Source organism: Sphaerisporangium aureirubrum (assembly GCF_042658925.1).
Taxonomy (GTDB): domain Bacteria; phylum Actinomycetota; class Actinomycetes; order Streptosporangiales; family Streptosporangiaceae; genus Sphaerisporangium; species Sphaerisporangium aureirubrum.
In genome coordinates, this window is sequence record NZ_JBHSRF010000063.1 from 1 (window position 1) to 18,715 (window position 18,715).

The 18,715-nt window shown below is 70.9% G+C and carries 11 protein-coding genes and 1 other RNA gene; 9 read left to right on the plus strand and 3 right to left on the minus strand.

The features are described 5' to 3' along the window. Positions 1–353 precede the first annotated feature (353 nt). On the plus strand, positions 354–5,171 hold the full coding sequence (locus ACFP1K_RS30210; RefSeq protein WP_380759648.1) for an NAD-glutamate dehydrogenase: 4,818 nt from the start codon (positions 354–356) through the stop codon (positions 5,169–5,171). A gap of 39 nt (positions 5,172–5,210) precedes the next feature. On the opposite strand, the gene ACFP1K_RS30215 is transcribed toward ACFP1K_RS30210, so the two are convergent. Then, on the minus strand, positions 5,211–6,263 hold the full coding sequence (locus ACFP1K_RS30215; RefSeq protein ID WP_380759651.1) for a hypothetical protein: 1,053 nt from the start codon (positions 6,261–6,263) through the stop codon (positions 5,211–5,213). An 86-nt stretch (positions 6,264–6,349) separates the two neighbouring features. Between ACFP1K_RS30215 and prfB the strand changes: the two genes are divergently transcribed. Beyond that, complete coding sequence (prfB, locus tag ACFP1K_RS30220) at positions 6,350–7,468, plus strand: peptide chain release factor 2 (protein ID WP_380759653.1); 1,119 nt, start codon at positions 6,350–6,352, stop codon at positions 7,466–7,468. A gap of 17 nt (positions 7,469–7,485) precedes the next feature. Here the strand turns inward: prfB and ACFP1K_RS30225 are convergent, their stop codons facing one another. After that, positions 7,486–7,677 carry a hypothetical protein gene (locus ACFP1K_RS30225; RefSeq protein ID WP_380759655.1) on the minus strand — a complete coding sequence of 64 codons (192 nt, stop codon included), beginning with the start codon at positions 7,675–7,677 and terminating at the stop codon, positions 7,486–7,488. Between the two features lie 235 nt (positions 7,678–7,912). Here ACFP1K_RS30225 and ftsE point away from each other — a divergent pair, with 235 nt between their 5' ends. From ftsE to ACFP1K_RS30260, 7 genes are all read left to right on the plus strand, one after another. Beyond that, entirely contained in the window at positions 7,913–8,602 is a 690-nt protein-coding gene (gene ftsE / locus ACFP1K_RS30230; RefSeq protein WP_347634957.1) for a cell division ATP-binding protein FtsE, read from the plus strand. 31 nt (positions 8,603–8,633) lie between these two features. Continuing rightward, on the plus strand, positions 8,634–9,542 hold the full coding sequence (gene ftsX, locus ACFP1K_RS30235; RefSeq protein WP_380759658.1) for a permease-like cell division protein FtsX: 909 nt from the start codon (positions 8,634–8,636) through the stop codon (positions 9,540–9,542). A 35-nt stretch (positions 9,543–9,577) separates the two neighbouring features. Beyond that, positions 9,578–10,045, plus strand: a complete 468-nt coding sequence (gene smpB / locus ACFP1K_RS30240) for an SsrA-binding protein SmpB (RefSeq protein ID WP_380759660.1) — start codon at positions 9,578–9,580, stop codon at positions 10,043–10,045. A 107-nt stretch (positions 10,046–10,152) separates the two neighbouring features. Beyond that, positions 10,153–12,033: a penicillin-binding transpeptidase domain-containing protein gene (locus ACFP1K_RS30245; RefSeq protein ID WP_380759662.1), complete on the plus strand. Its 1,881-nt coding sequence runs from the start codon at positions 10,153–10,155 to the stop codon at positions 12,031–12,033. 311 nt (positions 12,034–12,344) lie between these two features. After that, positions 12,345–12,722, plus strand: a transfer-messenger RNA (tmRNA) gene (gene ssrA / locus ACFP1K_RS30250). A 325-nt stretch (positions 12,723–13,047) separates the two neighbouring features. Beyond that, positions 13,048–15,156 (plus strand): NACHT domain-containing protein, encoded by a 2,109-nt coding sequence (locus ACFP1K_RS30255; protein WP_380759664.1) that lies wholly within the window; start codon positions 13,048–13,050, stop codon positions 15,154–15,156. Positions 15,157–15,446: 290 nt separating this feature from the next. After that, positions 15,447–17,210 (plus strand): glycoside hydrolase family 6 protein, encoded by a 1,764-nt coding sequence (locus ACFP1K_RS30260; protein ID WP_380759666.1) that lies wholly within the window; start codon positions 15,447–15,449, stop codon positions 17,208–17,210. Between the two features lie 41 nt (positions 17,211–17,251). Here the strand turns inward: ACFP1K_RS30260 and ACFP1K_RS30265 are convergent, their stop codons facing one another. Continuing rightward, on the minus strand, positions 17,252–18,523 hold the full coding sequence (locus tag ACFP1K_RS30265; RefSeq protein WP_380759669.1) for an MFS transporter: 1,272 nt from the start codon (positions 18,521–18,523) through the stop codon (positions 17,252–17,254). Positions 18,524–18,715: the final 192 nt, after the last annotated feature.

The following is an 18,715-nucleotide window of genomic DNA, read 5'->3' on the forward strand; positions in this document are numbered from 1 at the left end:
GTCAAGGAGGGGTTTTGGGGGGTTAAAAATCGGGGTCTATGAGTGAGACGTGCCCAAAGGAGTTGTGGTTTATCACAGATCGGTTACATGGGTGGGAGGGATGGGGGAGGCTGGTGGTACGGGGGCATACGGGCTGGGGCGCACAAGTTGACGTTTGATGTGTGATGGGCTGATATCGGGTACGGCGGGGGATGGGCCTGATCAATGGGGATCTAGGGGATCACCGCTGGTGGGGGTGCCGCGTGGCCGGGGAGTCACCTGGGGTGCGCGGGCGCTCACGGGAAGGGAAACGGCGCCCTGGGGATCCGTGGCGCCATGCAGGCGATACCCCTCACAAAGGAGTGAGAAGCGACATGCCCCTCGAAGAGGCAAAAGACCGGGTGCTGCGGTCCGCTGCTGAGCTGTACGCCGGGGAGACCGGCCCGGACGGCCTGGACGCCGAGCGGGCGGTGACGTTCCTGCGGCAGTACTACCGGCATGTCGCGCCGGAGGACCTGGAGAACCGCGAGCAGGACGAGCTGTACCGCACGGCCATGGGCCACCGGGAGTTCGCCGCGCACCGGCCGCAGGGGCGGGCGCTGGTCCGGGCGTACACCCCGCGGGACGGGCAGAACTCGGTGGTCGAGGTGGTCACCGACGACATGTCCTTCCTGGTCGACTCGGTGACCATGGAGCTGGAACGCCACGACGTGGGCGTCCACCTCATCGTGCACCCCCTGATGACCGTGGAGCGCGACCTGACCGGCCGCATGCTCGGCGCCGAGGAGGACGTGACCGGCCAGCACCTGGCCGAGTCGTGGATGCGCCTCGAGATCGACCAGACCGACGACAGCGTGCTGCGCCTCATCGAGGACGACCTCCAGCGCGTCCTGCAGGACGTCCGCAACGCCGTCGAGGACTGCGCCAAGATGACGGCCCTCGCCATGGGCATGGCGTCCGCCATCCCGGAGACCCCCCTCCCGCTGCCCGCGGTGGAGGTGCGGGAGAGCGCCGAGCTGCTGCGCTGGCTCGCCGACGGCCACTTCACCTTCCTCGGCTACCGCGAGTACCGCCTGGAGAGCGCCCCCGAGGGCGACCGCCTCCGCGCCGTGCCGGGCACCGGCCTCGGCATCCTGCGCGCCGACAAGGCGGGTTCGACCAGCTTCGCCGCGATGCCGCCCGAGCTGCGCGCCAAGGCACGCGAGAAGCAGCTCCTGATCATCACCAAGGCCAACAGCCGCGCCACCGTGCACCGCCCGGTCTACCTGGACTACGTCGGCGTGAAGCTGTTCTCCCCCGAGGGCGAGGTGATCGGCGAGCGCCGTTTTCTCGGCCTGTTCACCCACGTCGCCTACAGCGAGTCGATCTCCCGCATCCCCCTGCTGCGCCGCAAGCTGCACGAGGTGCTGGACGCGGCCGGCCTCGCCCCGGACAGCCACGACGGCCTGGACGCCATCGAGATCCTGGAGACCTACCCCCGCAACGAGCTGTTCCACATCCCGGCCGAGGAGCTGGTCCCGGTCGTCACCGGCGTGCTGCGGCTGCGCGAGCGCAAGCGCGTCCGCCTGTTCCTCAGCCGCGACGACTACGGCCGCTACATCTCCTGCCTGATCTACCTCCCCCGCGACCGGTACACCACCGACGTGCGGGTCCGGGTGCAGGACATCCTGCTGCTGGCCCTCGGTGGCACCTCCCTGGACTACAGCACGATGATCGGCGAGTCCCCGCTGGCCCGCCTGCACGTCACCATCCGCGGTGAGCGCGGAAAGCCGCTCAGCACCGAGGGCGTGGACGTCGAGGAGCTGGAGGCCCGCGTCACGGCCACCACCCGCTCCTGGGAGGACGACCTGGTCGCCGCGATCGGCGACGCGGCGCCCGGCACGGCCACCACCCTGGCCCGCTGCTACGCCGCCGCCTTCCCCGAGGCGTACAAGGAGGACTTCACCCCCGACGTCGCGGTGGAGGACCTGAGCCGCCTGGAGCGGCTCACCGCGGGCACCGGCGAGATCGACATGGACCTGTACCGCCCGCACGACGACTGGCGGTTCAAGGTCTACCGCGTCGGCGCCGCGGTGTCGCTGTCCGACGTGCTCCCCCTGCTGGCCCGGATGGGCGTCGAGGTGGTGGACGAGCGGCCGTACCGCATCGCGCGCAAGGGCGCCGAGCCCGCCTGGATCTACGACTTCGGCCTGCGCTGCGGCCCCACGGACCGCATCGGCGACCAGGCGTTCAAGCAGCTCGTCCAGGAGACCTTCGCCGCCCTGTGGCGCGGCGAGATCGAGAGCGACGGCTTCAACGCGCTGGTCCCGGCCGCGGGCCTGAGCTGGCGGCAGGCCGAGATCCTGCGGATGTACGCCAAGTACCTGCGCCAGGCGGGCACCACCTTCAGCCAGCGCTACATCGAGAAGGCCATGCTCGGCAACCTGCGGGTGGCCGGCCTGCTGGTGCGCCTGTTCGAGGCCCGGATGGACCCGGCCAGGTCCCCCGAGCTGCGCGACGACGTGGGCGACGCGCTGCGTGAAGAGATCCTCGCCGCCCTGGACGACGTGGCGTCCCTGGACGAGGACCGCATCCTGCGCGCGTACCTGGAGCTGATCACCGCCACGCTGCGCACCAACGCCTTCCAGACGCTGGCCGGCCGCCGCAAGCCGTACATCTCCCTGAAGCTGGACTCGGCGTCGATCAGCGTGCTGCCGCTGCCCCGCCCGATGGTGGAGGTCTTCGTGTACTCCCCGCGGGTCGAGGGCGTGCACCTGCGGTTCGGCAAGGTCGCCCGGGGCGGCCTGCGCTGGTCGGACCGCATGGAGGACTTCCGCACGGAGGTCCTCGGCCTGGTCAAGGCGCAGATGGTGAAGAACACCGTCATCGTGCCCACCGGCTCCAAGGGCGGCTTCGTGGTGAAGCGCCCGCCCGCGGGCGGCAGGGACGAGCTGATGGCCGAGGGCGTGGCCTGCTACCGCCAGTTCATCTGCGGCCTGCTGGACATCACCGACAACCTGGTCGACAACGAGGTCGTGCCGCCGCACAACGTGGTGCGGCACGACGGCGACGACACCTACCTGGTGGTGGCCGCCGACAAGGGCACCGCGACCTTCTCCGACATCGCCAACGCCGTCGCCAAGGAGTACGGCTTCTGGCTCGGCGACGCGTTCGCCTCGGGCGGCTCGGTCGGCTACGACCACAAGGCCATGGGCATCACGGCCCGCGGCGCGTGGGAGTCGGTGGCCCAGCACTTCCGCTCGCTCGGCGTCGACGTGCGGACCACCGGCTTCACGGTGGCCGGCGTCGGCGACATGTCCGGCGACGTGTTCGGCAACGGCATGCTGCTGTCCCGCCACATCAAGCTGGTGGCCGCCTTCGACCACCGCCACGTCTTCGTCGACCCCTCGCCCGACCCCGAGCGCGGGTTCGCCGAGCGGGAGCGCCTGTTCGCGCTGCCGCGCAGCTCCTGGGCCGACTACGACCACGGCCTGATCTCCGCGGGCGGCGGCGTCTGGCCGCGCACCGCCAAGTCGGTCCCGGTGTCGCCGCAGATGCGCGCGGCCCTCGGCATCCCGGACGGCGTCACCGCGCTCACCCCGGGCGACCTGATCAGCGCCATCCTCCGGGCCCCGGTCGACCTCCTGTGGAACGGCGGCATCGGCACCTACGTGAAGGCGTCCACCGAGAGCCACGCCGACGCCGGGGACAAGGCCAACGACGTGCTGCGCGTCAACGCCTCGGAACTCCGGTGCAAGGTGATCGGCGAGGGCGGCAACCTCGGCCTCACCCAGAAGGGCCGCGTCGAGTACGCCCGGGGCGGGGGCCTGGTCAACACCGACTTCATCGACAACTCGGCCGGCGTGGACACCTCCGACCACGAGGTGAACATCAAGATCCTGCTGGACCGGGTGGTCAGGGACGGCGACCTCACCGACGCCGAGCGCGACCAGCTGTTCCTCGACATGACCGACGAGGTCGCGGAGCTCGTGCTGCGCGACAACAAGGCGCAGAACGTCGTGCTGGCCGCCGCCCGCGCGCAGGCGCCCGAGATGCTGCACATCCACGCCCGCTACCTGCGCAAGCTGGAGCGCGACTCCCTGCTCAACCGGGAGCTGGAGTCCCTGCCGTCGGACAAGTCGATGGCCGAGCGGCGCCAGTCGGGCCTCGGGCTCACCGCGCCGGAGTTCTCGGTGCTGCTCGCCTACACCAAGCTCACGGCCGACCACCAGCTGCTGGCCTCCGACCTGCCGGACGACCCGTTCCTGGAGTCGTGGCTGGTGTCGTATTTCCCGTCGGCGCTGCGCGAGCGGTTCCGCAAGAGCATGGACACCCACCCGCTGCGCCGCGAGATCATCGCCACCGGCGTGGTGAACGACCTGGTCAACATGAGCGGCATCACCTTCATGTTCCGCTTCGGCGAGGAGACCGGCGCGTCCACGTCCGACATCGCGCGGGCGTACCTGGTGTCCCGCGAGGTCTTCGGGATGCCCGAGTTCTGGCGCTCGGTCGAGGAGCTGGACAACAAGGTGGACGCCGCCACGCAGATCGCCATGCTGCTGGAGGGCCGCAAGCTGGTCGAGCGCGGCGCCCGGTGGCTGCTCGGCAACCGCAGGCCGCCGCTGGACCTCACCTCCACCGCGCGGTTCTTCAGCGAGGCCGCGCGGGGGCTGCTGCCGCACCTGCCCAAGCTGCTCGCCGGGCGGGATCTCGCGGCGTTCGAGGAGCGCCGCGACGGGTTCGTGGCCCGGGGCGTGCCCGAGGATCTCGCCGAGTGCGCGGCGGTGATGGTGCCGGCGTACTCGACGTTCGACCTGGTGGAGATCGCCGCCCGCACGGGACGGCCGGTGCACGACGTCGCCGAGGTGTACTTCGACCTCGCCGACCGCATCCAGCTGTCCCGCCTGCGCGAGCGGGTGATCATGCTGCCCAGGGACAACCGCTGGAACTCCATGGCGCGGGCCGCGCTGCGCGACGACCTGTACGCCGCGCACGCCACCCTCACCCGGGACGTGCTCACCCACAGCGAGCCGGGGCTGGACCCCGAGGAGCGTCTGGCCCGCTGGGCGGACGCCAACTCGGCGGCCGTCGCGCGCTCCCGGCAGACGATCTCGGAGATCTGGGAGAGCGACACCTTCGACCTGGCGACGCTGTCGGTGGCGCTGCGCGCGATCCGCACCCTGGTCGCGACCAGCAACCTGCCGCAGAGCTGAGCCCGCGGCGCGGCCGTGCCCGTGTCACGGGCACGGCCGTCACTCGCCGTTGACCCCGGTGACGGCGCCGTCGTAGCCGACGACCTCCGACAGCCGGGTGGCGCCGCGCGGCTGGACGTGCGCGACGTACTGCTGGGTCTCGACGACGCGCAGCTTGCGGCGCACCACCGGCCTGCCCACCGACCAGCGGGCGTTCTCCGGCACCGGCACCACGCCGAGGGCGTTCGCCGTCTGCGCCTGCCAGGTGGTGGTGCGGGTCAGGGAGTACATCACCACGGCCCCGCCGTCGGTGGCGCGCAGCGCGTAGATGGGGAACTCGGTCGCCCCGAAGATGGAGTCGTACAGGAAGCCGAGCCGTTTGGCCTGCGGCTTGGCCTCGCCGACCTCGGTGAAGTAGCCGGTGGTCTGCGGGCCCGCGGCGATCAGCCCCGCGGCGAACCCGCCGGGGCCCTCCTCGGCGATGGTCGCGTGCAGCGGCGCCATCAGGTGCGGGCTGATCGCCACCGACTCGTCGCGGGTGGCGAGCGGCGTGGCGTACCCCTCGTCGTCCAGGGCGACGCCGAGCGGGGCGCCGTCCACCGCGAGCGGGGTGGAGGTGTTGAGCAGGGAGGCGAAGCTGAGCTGCCAGCGGGAGTTCTCGTACTGCCGCATGAACGTCAGCAGGGCCGTGCGGCTCCCGCCTCCCGCGTCGCGGCGTCCCACCAGGGCGGCGAACCACAGCGGGAAGCGGTCCAGCCGGGGCACCAGCAGCGTCGGCTCGCCCCAGACGTAGCGGGGCGGCTTGAGGCCGGTGGACCGGAACGCCGTCACCGTGATGGGGAGCTGCGCGTCCCGCGCCTGGGCCAGGGCGTACGGCTCGTCGCCGGTCGCCCGCACGGCGTCGTCGGTGCTGAGGATGGCGCGCACCACGCCCGCCGCCTCCTTGAGCGTGACGGTGGGCGTCCGCGCGCCAGGGGAGGCGTCCGGCTCGGGGGCGGCGCTGGAGGCGGGCCGCGACGGCGGGGGCCGGTCGGGCGGCGGGCCGGAGGAGCAACCGGCGAGGGTGCCCGCGAGAAGGATCAGCGCGAGCGCGGCACGCCTGGTCCTTGTCACGCTCGCCCGCCTCCCGAAGAGTCCCCCGCCGGACGCCATGCTAGCCACGCGCGAGCCGGGTCCGGAGTCGCGTACTCTTGGCAGATGTGGCAGCCATCGATCCCGTAGAAGAGATCAGCGAGCTTACCGGCACCCTGAAGGGCATTCAGGACGTGCTCGATCTCGACGCTATGCGCAAGCAGATCGCCGATCTCGAGGAGCAGGCTGCCGCGCCCGACCTGTGGAACGACCCCGATCAGGCGCAGAAGGTCACCAGCAAGCTCTCCCACCTCCAGGGCGAGCTCAACAAGGTCGAGGCCCTGGTGCGCCGCCTGGAGGACCTCCCGGTGCTGTTCGAGCTGGCCGAGGCCGAGAACGACGCCGACACCCGCGCCGAGGCCGACCGCGAGCTCACCTCGCTGCGCGGCGACGTCAACGCCCTAGAGGTGCGCACCCTGCTGTCGGGCCAGTACGACGTCCGCGAGGCGCTGATCACCATCAACTCCCAGGCAGGAGGCGTCGACGCCGCCGACTGGGCCCAGATGCTGCTCCGCATGTACCTCCGCTGGGCCGAGCGCAAGGGCTACTCCACCGAGGTGTACGACACCTCCTACGCCGAGGAGGCCGGCATCAAGTCGGCCACCTTCGTGGTCAAGGCCCCCTACGCGTACGGCACCCTGCGCGGCGAGCACGGCACCCACCGCCTGGTCCGCATCAGCCCGTTCGACAACCAGGGCCGCCGCCAGACCTCCTTCGCGGGCGTGGACGTGGTGCCGGTCGTCGAGCAGACCGACCACATCGACATCGTCGAGGACGACCTCCGCATCGACGTCTACCGCTCCTCCGGCCCCGGCGGCCAGGGCGTCAACACCACCGACTCCGCGGTCCGCATCACCCACCTGCCGAGCGGCATCGTGGTCTCCTGCCAGAACGAGCGCTCCCAGCTGCAGAACCGCGCGTCGGCGATGGCGGTGCTGCAGGCCAAGCTGCTGGAGCGCAAGCGGCAGGAGGAGGCGGCGAAGATGTCCGAGCTGCGCGGCGAGACCACCACCTCGTGGGGCACGCAGATCCGCAACTACGTGCTGCACCCGTACCAAATCGTGAAGGACCTGCGCACGGCCGTCGAGGCGGGCAACCCCACCGCCGTGCTGGACGGCGACCTCGACGAGTTCATCGAGGGCGAGATCCGCTGGATGCGCCGCCAGGAGACCGGCGCCAACGCCTGAGCCCCCCGGCGGCGTCCTCAGCCGCCGTAGAGGTGTCTGAGCGTCAGCGTGAAGACGAGCAGCACGATCAGGATCACCGCGACGACCGCGGGCGACAGCCCGCCGAAGCCGTGGTGATGAAGCCTGTCCCTGCTCGCCCGGCACACCGGACAGCGGCCCTCCACCACCGGCGAGGCGCACTGGGCGCAGATGAGATGTTCGCAGCTCACAGGGAATCTTCCTCTCCACGAAGATCGCTTTACCAGCCCGTTAGCGAGTGTGGAATCGTTTTGTTTCCGTTATGGACGTTCCATGCCAGTGTTACCCCTAGACTGAGCCTCGGCCAACCGGAACGTCGATCATTGGTAAAGACCGGCGACCTCCGGCCGGCAGCAAGGCGATGTGGTCCACTCGGCCACTTCCGCGACCGTCCTAACCCCTAGACTGGCATGCCGTGATGCGCCTGTGATCCATTTCGATAATGTCACCAAGGTCTACACTAACCAGAACCGGCCCGCCCTCGACCACGTGAGCGTGGACGTAGACAAGGGTGAGTTCGTGTTCCTGGTCGGTCCTTCGGGGTCGGGGAAGTCGACCTTTCTCCGGCTGGTCCTGAAGGAGGAGCGCCCCAACTCAGGGGCCATCCACGTCGCCGGGAAGGATCTGGCACGCCTGTCGAACTTCAAGGTGCCGCATCTGCGCCGCCGGATCGGCTGCGTGTTCCAGGACTTCCGGCTCCTTCCCAACAAGAACGTCTACGAGAACGTTGCGTTCGCGCTTGAGGTCATCGGCAAGCCCCGGCGGTTCATCCGCAAGGTGGTGCCCGAGGTCGTCGAGCTGGTGGGCCTGGAAGGCAAGGCCCACCGCATGCCCGACGAGCTGTCCGGCGGTGAGCAGCAGCGGGTCGCGATGGCCCGCGCGTTCGTCAACCGACCGATGATCCTCCTGGCGGACGAGCCCACGGGCAACATCGACCCCGCGACCAGCATCGGCATCATGAAGGTGCTCGACCGGATCAACCGGACCGGCACCACCGTCGTCATGGCCACCCATGACGCCGCCATCGTCGACTCCATGCGGAAACGCGTGGTCGAGCTGGAGGACGGCAAGATCGTCCGAGATCAGTCGCGCGGCGTGTACGGCCAGGCGTACTGATCGAGCGAGAGCGACAGGGGACTCCCACAGCATGCGGGCAAACTTCATCTTCTCTGAGGTCTGGATCGGCCTTCGCCGCAACCTGACGATGACCATCGCGGTCATCGTCACCGTGGCCATCGGCATGGCGCTGCTCGGCATCGGGCTGATGATCAACGCTCAGGTCGGCAACATGAGCACCTACTGGTCGGACAAGGTCCAGCTGTCCGCGTTCCTGTGCAAGAAGAACGACCCGTTCCAGCCCTGTAAGGGCCGCGGCGCGGTCAGCGCGCAGGAGAAGCAGGCGCTCCAGCAGCAGATCCAGAGCATGCCGCAGGTAGACAGGGTCTTCTTCGAGGACCAGCAGAAGGCGTACGAGAACTTCAAGGCCGCCTACAGCAGCAACAGCGTGTTCCTTTCCGCCGTGAAGGTCGAGGACATGCCCGAGTCGTTCCGGGTCAAGCTGAAGAACCCGGACGACTACAAGGCGGTGTTCGACGCGCTCAGCGGCGCGCCGGGCGTGTCCAACGTGGTGAACGACCAGCAGTTGCTCGACAAGTTCTTCGGGCTGATGAGCAAGCTGCGCTGGGCGGCGCTGATCGTCGCGTTGATCCAGGTGTTCGCCGCGATCCTGCTGATCGGCAACACGGTGCGGCTGTCGGCGTACAACCGGCGGCGTGAGACGGGCATCATGCGGCTGGTCGGCGCGTCCAACCTGTACATCCAGCTGCCATTCGTCATGGAGGGCACGATCGCCGGCCTGATCGGCGGTGTGATCTCCGCGGTGCTGCTGATGTTCGCCAAGATCGTGCTGTTCGACGGCATGCAGAGCTACTTCGTGCTGTCCACGCAGCTGAGCTGGAGCGACGTCGCACAGGTGATCACACTCACCACCGTGGTAGGCGTGCTGATCTGTATCCTGGCGTCGTTCGTCACGCTGCGGCGCTACCTTCGGGTGTGACCCGGCTCCAGCACGCGCACAGTAGGCTCACAGCTATGCCACGCGAGACCGGACGCAAGCTCGTCGCCCAGAACAAGCGTGCCCGGCACGATTTCCACATCGAGGAGACCTTCGAGGCCGGGCTCGTTCTCATGGGCACCGAGGTCAAGTCGCTGCGCGCGGGACGGGCGAGCCTGGCGGACGGTTACGCGCAGGTGAAGGACGACGAGGTGTGGCTGATGAACGTCCACATCCCCGAGTACCACATGGGCACCTGGACCAACCACGCGGCGCGGCGCCCGCGCAAGCTGCTGCTGCACCGCAAGGAGATCGGCAAGCTCGTGGGCAAGACCAAGGAGTCCGGGCTGACCATCGTCCCGCTGGCGCTGTACTTCAGGGACGGCAAGGCCAAGGTCGAGATCGGGCTGGCCCGGGGCAAGAAGACCTGGGACAAACGCCACGATCTCGCGGAGAAGCAGGCGACCCGCGAGATGGCCCGGGCCCTGCGGCAACGCAACCGGTGAGGCGGCGGTCGGCCTCGGCGCCGGGCACGGGTCCTTCGCGGGCCGTCCCGGTGCCGGGCGCAGGTTCGGGGTCCCGCGGGCGCGGCGCCGGCTCCGCGCGCGGCGGCGTGGCGCGCCGGGTGGTGTCGGCCGGGCTGTCGTTCGCCGTGGCCGTGCCGGGGCTGGCGGCCTGCTTCGCCGAGTCCTCGCCGAACAACGCCGTCAAGGAGTTCCTGGTCGGCTGGCAGACCGGTGACTACACGGCCGCGGCGCGGCGCACCGACGGCGACGTCCGCGAGGTCGGCCAGGCCCTGGAGAACGCCGGGCTCCAGCTGGACGCCGCCTCCATCCGCTTCTCGCTGCAGAAGCTCACCACGACCGGCGACACCGCCGACGCCAAGTTCCACGTCGAGGTCGACCTCGGCGACAACAGCCCGCTGTGGCAGTACGACAACGACCTCCCGCTGCACCTGGTGGACGGCGAGTGGAAGGTCCGGTGGTCGCCGAGCGTGATCCACCCCGAGCTGCGCGCCGGGCAGCGCTTCGCCGTGGACGCCACCTCCGAGGGCCGCCAGCCGATCCTGGACCGCAACGGCGACCCTCTGCAGGAGGAGGCCACCCTGTACGTCGCCGGGGTGGTGCCCGCCACCCTCAAGGACCGCGAGACGCTGTGCGAGCAGCTCTTCCAGCTCACCGGCTTCGCCCAGGACCGCCTGCTCAGCCGCATCGTCTCCGCGCCGCCCCAGTCGTTCGTGCCCCTGGTGACCTTCGGCCGCGCCAAGTACGCCCAGCTGCGCGACCGGCTGGAGGGCATCACCGGGCTGCAGATCGACAAGAAGCAGCAGCCGGTGGCGCCGGGCCAGCCCACCGAGATCATCGGCAAGGTCGGCGCGATCACCGCCGAGTCCGAGCAGCAGCTCGGCGGGCCGCAGCGGGCCGGGGACACCCTCGGGCAGGACGGCCTGCAGAAGGCCTACCAGGACCAGCTCACCGGCTCCACCGGCACCCGGGTCATCACCTACGACCTCAAGACCGGCGGGCAGGTGGCCGAGCTGGCCAAGTGGGAGGGGCGGCTCAACACCTCGGTGAAGACCACCCTGGACAAGAGAGTGCAGCGCGCCGCCGACGCCGCGGTCGGCGGGTCGGTGCCCGCGCTGCTGGTCGCGGTCGGCACGGGCAGCGGCGACATCCTGGCCGTCGGGTCCCGCGAGTTCCGCCAGGAGCGCGACGCCCTGGCCGGTCGCTTCCCCCCGGGGACCACGTTCTCGGTGGTGGCGGCCGAGGGGCTGATCGAGGCCGGGGTGGACCCCAAGCAGAAGGTGCCGTGCCCGGCGGACCGCACCGTCGGCGGCGCGCGCTTCCAGCAGGCCGCCGGGCCGTCCGGCACCGCGCCCACCATCACCGGCGACTTCGCGCAGGGGTGCGTCACGGCGCTGGCCGCGCTGGCCCGCCGGGTCGAGGGGGACGCGCTGGCCCGCTCGGCCACCCGGTTCGGCATCGGGGTCGACTGGTCGCTGCCGCTGCGCTCGTACAGCGGCAGCGTTCCGCGCGCCCGGGACGACGCCGCCAAGGCCCGCATCATCACCGGCCAGACCGTCCGGGTCAGCCCGCTGTCCATGGCGCTGGTGGCCGGGGCGGTGGCCTCGGGCACCTGGCGTCCGCCCACACTGGTCACCGCGCCCTCCGCGCCCGACCTGACCTCCGAGGTGGCCCCGGTCACCCCGCCGAAGCCGGTCCCGCTGGACCCCGGTGTCCTGGGCAAGCTGCGGTCCCTGATGCGCGCCGGTGTCACCGCCGGCCCCGCCTCGGCCGCCGCCGTGCCCGGCGACCAGGTGTACGGCGTGGTGTCCGCCGTCTCGTACACCGAGAAGAAGCGCCAGCGCACCCTGTCGTGGTTCGTCGGCTGGCGCGACGGCGTCGCCGTCGCCGTCCTCGCCGAGACCCCCAACCCGGCCGTCCCCGCCCAGATGGCGGGCCAGTTCTTCCGCGGCCTGCCCCCGGCGTCCTGAACCGGAGGCCCCGGAAAATTGTCCGGGGGCCGAGCAACCATCGGGGCCCCATCCTGCGTCTTTCTGGGTGACTGGTCCCGCTTGGGGGTTGCGGGCTCAGTCGCCGTGATGAGACCAGGGCTTCATCTCGGGGGAAGCCCTGCCGTCCGGACCGGCTCGACCCTGCCGGTCGGCCCCCGGGGGCGTGTGCCTCGTGCCACGCCTCCGGGGGTTCGGCATGTCCGGCGGCGGGAATCAAGTTGACGCCGGGGGTGTTGCCCTTAGTATCTTGATGATGCTCGGCCGCACCCGTGGCCGAGCGCAACTCCCCAGGGGGTGACCGGTTTCGACTTCGACATTTCGCTTCAGGGGAAGCGGGCCGAGGACTGCGGACATAACCTCGTTAACACTGTGACCGCACAAGAATAAGTGCCGATAACACGCGCACTCAGGGCCGTATGGCCCTCGCCGCCTGAGCGAGGACCTTGCCCTTGTCAGCCCGGGATCGCCTCCGGCCCGGAACTGGCATCGCTAGGAGGCTCAACCGCGCGACCCGGTCACGGGGCCGTTAGGGAAAACAAACAGTGACTGAGCCCGTCGGCGACATGCCTGCGTGATCGCCGGGGCTGAGAAACTCATAGCAGGCTGCGCCCGGAGAAGCCCTGTTGTGGTGCCGAAGGACGCGGGTTCGATTCCCGCCACCTCCACCGACGACAAGCCGCCCTGTTCCTGACAGGAACAGGGCGGCTTTCGTTTTTCCCATCGACGTCCGCGGCGGCGGCTCAGCCGGCACCCGGCGGCCGAGCTGGAACCGGTCCAAGGCGCGTAGTTCGTGGTCGAGTCGTTGATCACGATGACGGCTGCGGGTAGGCGCCGCTCTGTCAGCAACAGGCTCAGCGAAGTAGCGGTTCACCCGGCCGGTCAGGTGGCCGTTCCGGCCGAGGCCTGCGGCTGGACTTGCCCGATGCATCCAGATGGTAACGGTTCGTACGGATCGGGGCCGGTGCCTGGCCGGGGGTCGCCATGATGGGGGCCGTGAATCGGCGTGGATCCTGGTTGGCGGTGCTGGTGGCCGCTCTCTTGCTGGCCGCCGTGGGCGTTCTCGTGATGTTCGTGGTCTGGGCGGTGGCCTGGAACGAGAAGCCCAACGTCGCCGACGTGGTGGAGGTCGCCTTCGCCGCGGCGGCCCTCGGCGGCGGGGTGATGGGCTGGGCGCGGAACGCGGCCGCCCCCAAGGCGACACGACCCGAGCAGGTGATGGCCGCCAAGGGGACGCTGGCCGGACTGGTGCGCACGCAGTGGCGGGCCGAATCGATGATCCGTTCGCTGGAGCCCGACCCGATCCCGGTGCTGTGGCAGCTCACCGAGGACACCGGCCTGATGGACCACCCGCATCTGGTCGGCGAGGGAGCCCTGGGAGGCACCGGCAACGCCGTCTCCCGGATCGCCGGGGACTTCATGAAGCTCCGGAGGCGCCGCCTGGTCATCATCGGCGACGCCGGCACCGGCAAGACCACCTTGGCCATCCAGCTGCTGCTGGAACTGACGGAGCCGGGCCGCGACCTGGCCGATCCCGTGCCGGTGCTGCTGTCGCTGTCGGGCTGGGACACCACCAGGGACCCGGACCTGCACTCCTGGCTGGCCAAGAGCCTGGAGCGCGACTACCCGGCCCTGCGCGCACCCGATTTCGGCTCCGGGATGGCCCTCGAACTGGTCGCGGGCGGCCACATCCTGCCCATCCTGGACGGCATGGACGAGCTGCCCGCCCCGGCCCGCGCCGAGATCGTCAGAGCGCTGAACGGCTCTCTGGACGCCGCCGAGGCGTTCATCCTCACCAGCCGCACCAAGGAGCTGAAGGAGGCCGTCGAGGAGGCGGGACGGCCGTTGCCGTCCGCGGCGGTCATCGCCCCGGAGCCGCTCACCCGGGCCGCCGCCGAACGCTACCTGCGCACCTGCCTGCCGCCCTCGCCCGGCCCGGTCTGGGGGAAGGTCCTGAGCGGCCTGCGCACCGGAAAGCTGGAGGCCCTGTCACAACTGGCCGGCACCCCGCTCGGCCTGTGGCTCCTGCGGGCCATCTACATCACCCCCCGCGCCGACCCGGCCCCGCTGACCGGGAAGCTGGGGCACGACGCCGGCGAGCTGCGCGCCCACCTGTGGGACGGCCTGATCCCGGTGCTTCTCGCCGCCCGCCCGCCCGGTGACCCCCCGGCCGGCCGTTCCGGGTCCCGCGATCTGCGGCCCCGGCGCGCATGGGATCCCGCCCAGACGCGCGCCTACCTGAGCCACCTGGCCCGTGTGCTCTCAGAGCACGGCACCCGTGACCTGGCCTGGTGGCGGCTGGGCCTGCAGGAGCTCTCCGACGTTCAGCGCAGGCAGGCGGCGATGGGCACCTGGCTGGCCGTCGGCGTGATATTCGGGCTGGTCGCCATGGTCGCGGAGATCTCGCCGCTGGTCGGCATGCCGGCGGGGCTGGCTTCGGGAGTGGGGGTGTGGACCTCCATCCGGCTGGGGTTCACCGGCACCCCCGGCCGCGTCAGCATTCAGCTCCGGGGCAGGCTGACGGATCTGGCGCGGCAGCTCACGCTCACGCTCCTGATCCGGCTCGGGCTCGTGGTCTCGGGCGTGGTCGGTGTCGCGCTCCTGGCCAAGGCGGACCCCTGGCTCGCGGTCAAGGCCGGGATGTGGGCGAGCCTGACGCTCGGCCCCGTCCTTGTGTTCATCGACTGGATGCAGCAGCCCACCCCTGTCACGGCGCCGACGACGCCGTACCAGGTCTGGCGGGCCAGCCGGACCCTCGCGATCGTGTGCGCCGTGCTGCCGGGCGTCGCGGCCGGCGTGACCGCCGGACTGGTGGGCGGGCTGGCGAACGGCCCCGGGTTCGGGATCAGGCAGGGGTTGCTGTCCGGTGTCTTCGTCGGGCTCGCGTTCGGGCTCTCCATGCTGCGCCACAACGCGTGGCCCGCCTACGAGACCACCGCCAGGCACCTGGCCGCGCGCGGGGAGTGCCCGAGGAACCTGATGGTGTTCCTGGACGACGCGTACCGGCTGGGGTTGCTCCGCGTGGTCGGCCCGGTCTACCAGTTCCGCCACGCCGACCTGCAGGACCACCTCGCCGGCCGGACCGGGCCGGGGCGCGCGACATGACCGGCGATCAGGTGACGGGCTCGCGGACCTTCGCCGTGTGACGGGGCGGGTGCGGTCACGCGTCCTTCCTCGTGCCGGGTGCTGAAGCTTTCAGGTGGTCAGGCGGGTGCCTGCGCCGGTAACGGGATCCTTACCGAGATAGGAGGCCTGATCACCGCCGGCGGCGGGGCCGCGGGGGCCGGGCGGCCGGTGGGGCGATGTACAGGCGTGCGGGATGGGCGAATGGTGGAGGTCGCTCTCCCCCCGTTTCCCTGGGGGGTTTCCCGTGACGCCTGTTGAGGAGGCACAGCGTGGTGCGCTGGAGGACGCGGTACCGGGGGCTGGTCGCGATGGTGGCGGGGGTGTTGTCCTGCGCGGCGGTGGTGGTGGCGGTGCCCGCCATGGCGGCGATACCGCCGGCCACGTGCCGGGTGACGTACCAGACGACATGGGACTCCGCCGGACGGTTCGGGGCCAGTATCGCGATCGAGAACCTCGCGCCGCGGATCACCTCGTGGCGGCTGACGTTCACCTGGCCGGGGACCCAGCGGGTGGACAACGGATGGTACGCCACCTGGACCCAGTCGGGCAGGAACGTGACCGCGGTGAACCTCCCGTACAACGGGACGCTGAACCAGGGGCAGCGGGTCACGGTCGGCTTCAACGGGTCGTACACCGGGACCAACCCCGCGCCGACGCTGTTCGCACTGAACGGGATCGGCTGCATCGGGCCCAACCCGCCGACCCCGACCCCCACGCCGACCCCGACCCCGACGCCCACCCCGACCCCGACTCCTACTCCGACCTCCGGGTCCGGGCGGGTGGCCAATCCGTACGCCGGGGCCACCGGGTACGTCGACCCCGCGTGGTCGGCCGCCGCGGCGGCGGAGCCCGGTGGGGCGGCGGTGGCGCGGACGTCCACCGGCGTGTGGCTGGACCGGGTCTCCCGCGTCACGGGCACGGCCTCGGTGCCGGGGCTGCGGGCGCACCTCGACGAGGCCGTGCGGCAGGACGCCGCCAACGGCACGGCGCCGCTCACGATCCAGGTCGTGCTGAACGACCTGCCGGACCGCAACTGCACGCGCCTCACCTCGAACGGTGACTTCACCCTGGCGCAGGACGGCCTGAACCGCTACCGCACCGAGTACGTCGACCGGATCGCGGCCATCCTCGCGGACCCGGCGTACCAGCGGCTGCGCATCCTCACGGTGGTCGAACCCGACTTCCTGCCGAGCATCGTGCTGAACTACAACACCCAGTACACCTACCGCTGCGAGGCGATCCAGACCAACGGCGGCTACCCGGCGGCCGTGCGGTACGCGCTGACCCGCCTGCACGCGATCCCCAACGTGTACACCTACCTCGACGTCGCCCACCACGGCATGCTCGGCTGGCCGGACAACTTCACCCCGGCCGTCGAGCAGCTGGCGAGCATCGGCGGCGCCACCGGGGGCGCGCTTCCGCTGGTGGACGGTTTCACGGTCAACGTGGCCGGCTACAGCGCCCTCGTCGAGCCGTTCTTCACCGCGAACACCGTGATAGCCGGGCAGCAGGTCCGGATGAGCCGCTGGGTCGACTGGAACGACTACGTCGACGAGCTGTCGTACGCGCGGGCGATGCGCGACCGGCTGATCGCGGCCGGGTTCCCGCCCGGCGTCGGCATGGTGATCGACACCTCAAGGAACGGCTGGGGCGGCCCGGCCCGGCCCACCGCGCCGAGCACGTCGACGGACCTCAACACGTTCGTCGACCAGTCCCGGATGGACCGTCGCGTCACCATGGCCAACTGGTGCAACCAGACCGGTGCCGGTCTCGGCGAGCGGCCGGTGGCCGACCCGGCGCCCGGCATCGACGCCTACGCCTGGATCAAGCCTCCGGGTGTCTCCGACGGCGCCAGCAGCTCCACCACCCCCAACCCGGAGAACATCCCGTTCGACCCTAGATGCGACCCGCTGTACCAGGAGCCACGCGGCGCGTACGTCCCGGGCGGGGCCCTGCCCAACGCCCCGGCGGCGGGACAGTGGTTCTCCGCGCAGTTCCGCCAGCTGCTCGCCAACGCCTACCCGTCGTTGTGAGCGCCGCCCCGGCGTGCCCTCCCGGGGCGCCGGGGCGTCCTTCAGGCGGGTGACGCGGTCATCCGCCTGGAGAGCAGCCACCAGACCATGAGCTGGACCAGGGCGAGCGTGAGGGTGAACGGCATCAGCGTCCACACGCCGACGCCTTCGGCGATCGCGCCGGCCATCCAGGGGAAGAGCGCGCCGCCGACGACCGAGAGGCCGTTGATGACGCCGATGGCGGTGGGCACCAGCCGGGACTCGATGAGGGCAGGCACCACGGCCATCGCCGTCGGGAAGAGGGGGCCGAGGAAGAAGCCGAGCAGGACGAACCCGGTGGCGGCCACCGCCCCGGCGGGGGCCGCCCAGATGAGCCCGACGCCCGCCGTGACGCCCGCCAGGCAGACGAAGGTCATGCCCATCGCGCTCAGCCCGGCACGCGCGGCGAGCGGGCTGATGAGGAACCGGCCCGCGGTCAGCCCGAGCCAGTACCCGCTGACGGTGTACCCGGCGATCAGGTGGGCCTGCGCGTGCTCCTGGACCAGGAAGGTGTAGCCCCAGTTGCCGACGCTGACCTCCAGCCCGACGTAGACGGACAGGAAGATCGAGGCCAGCATCACCGCGGGCATCCGCAGCGCCGCCGTCAGCAGGCCGCCCCGGGGCTTGGCCGGGGCGCCGGCGGGCGCGGACACCAGCACGGCGTCCCCGAGCGGTGCGGCCGGCGTGTCGTGGATCTCCGCCGGCGGGATGTCCGGCACCTGGTTGCGCACCTCGCCCGCCTTGCGGGGATAGGCCAGGAAGAAGCCCACGATCAGCGGCAGTCCCGCCAGCCCCAGCACCAGCCACACCACCGGCCACGCCACGAAGCCGAGCATCCAGGCCGCGAGCAGCGGCCCGAGCAGCGCCCCCACGCCGAAGAACGCGTGCAGGTGGTTGAGCAGCGTCGTCGCCGACGGCAGGTCGGCGAGAAAGACGTTGAGCACCGACTCCAGCACGCCGGTCCCGTACCCCACCAGGAGCTGCACCGCCACCAGCGCCCAGAACGGCGGCCGCGTGGCCGTGTAGAACGCCGCCACCACGTACAGCCCGGTGGCCCCGAGCAGCAGCGCCCGCATCCCGAACCGCTGGATCAGCACCCCCGACGTGGCCCCGCCCGCCAGGAACCCGGCCCCCGAGAAGAAGAAGGTGATCCCGATGGTCGCCATGTCCACCCGGTAGTCGGCGATCTGCGCGGGCAGCAGCACCCCGCCCACCCCGGCGTTGACCCCCACCAGGATGAACGCCAGATAAGCCAGCCCCACCGGCACCCGCCACGGCCCACGCCAGACGCTCATCCGCCCCCCAAGCAAGACCACGCTCACGCGGCCGATGCCCACGCAGTAGGACTGCCATACCTCACATGTACCGGTAAAGCGTCGTTATGTTAGCGAGCCCTTCGGCGGGTGACCAGACGGCGGCGGAGGTCCGGCCGGGTGTACCCCGGCGTGGGGTGGTGGTTTGGGGTGTTTATGGTGTTCGCAGTGGAC

What these genes read in the sequence shown, in the direction of transcription:
- ACFP1K_RS30210 (WP_380759648.1), top strand. Translation starts at nt 354, where the DNA reads ATGCCCCTCGAAGAGGCAAAAGACCGGGTGCTGCGGTCCGCTGCTGAG.
- ftsX (WP_380759658.1), top strand. Translation starts at nt 8,634, where the DNA reads ATGCGGGCAAACTTCATCTTCTCTGAGGTCTGGATCGGCCTTCGCCGC.
- smpB (WP_380759660.1), top strand. Translation starts at nt 9,578, where the DNA reads ATGCCACGCGAGACCGGACGCAAGCTCGTCGCCCAGAACAAGCGTGCC.
- ACFP1K_RS30265 (WP_380759669.1), bottom strand. Translation starts at nt 18,523, where the DNA reads ATGAGCGTCTGGCGTGGGCCGTGGCGGGTGCCGGTGGGGCTGGCTTAT.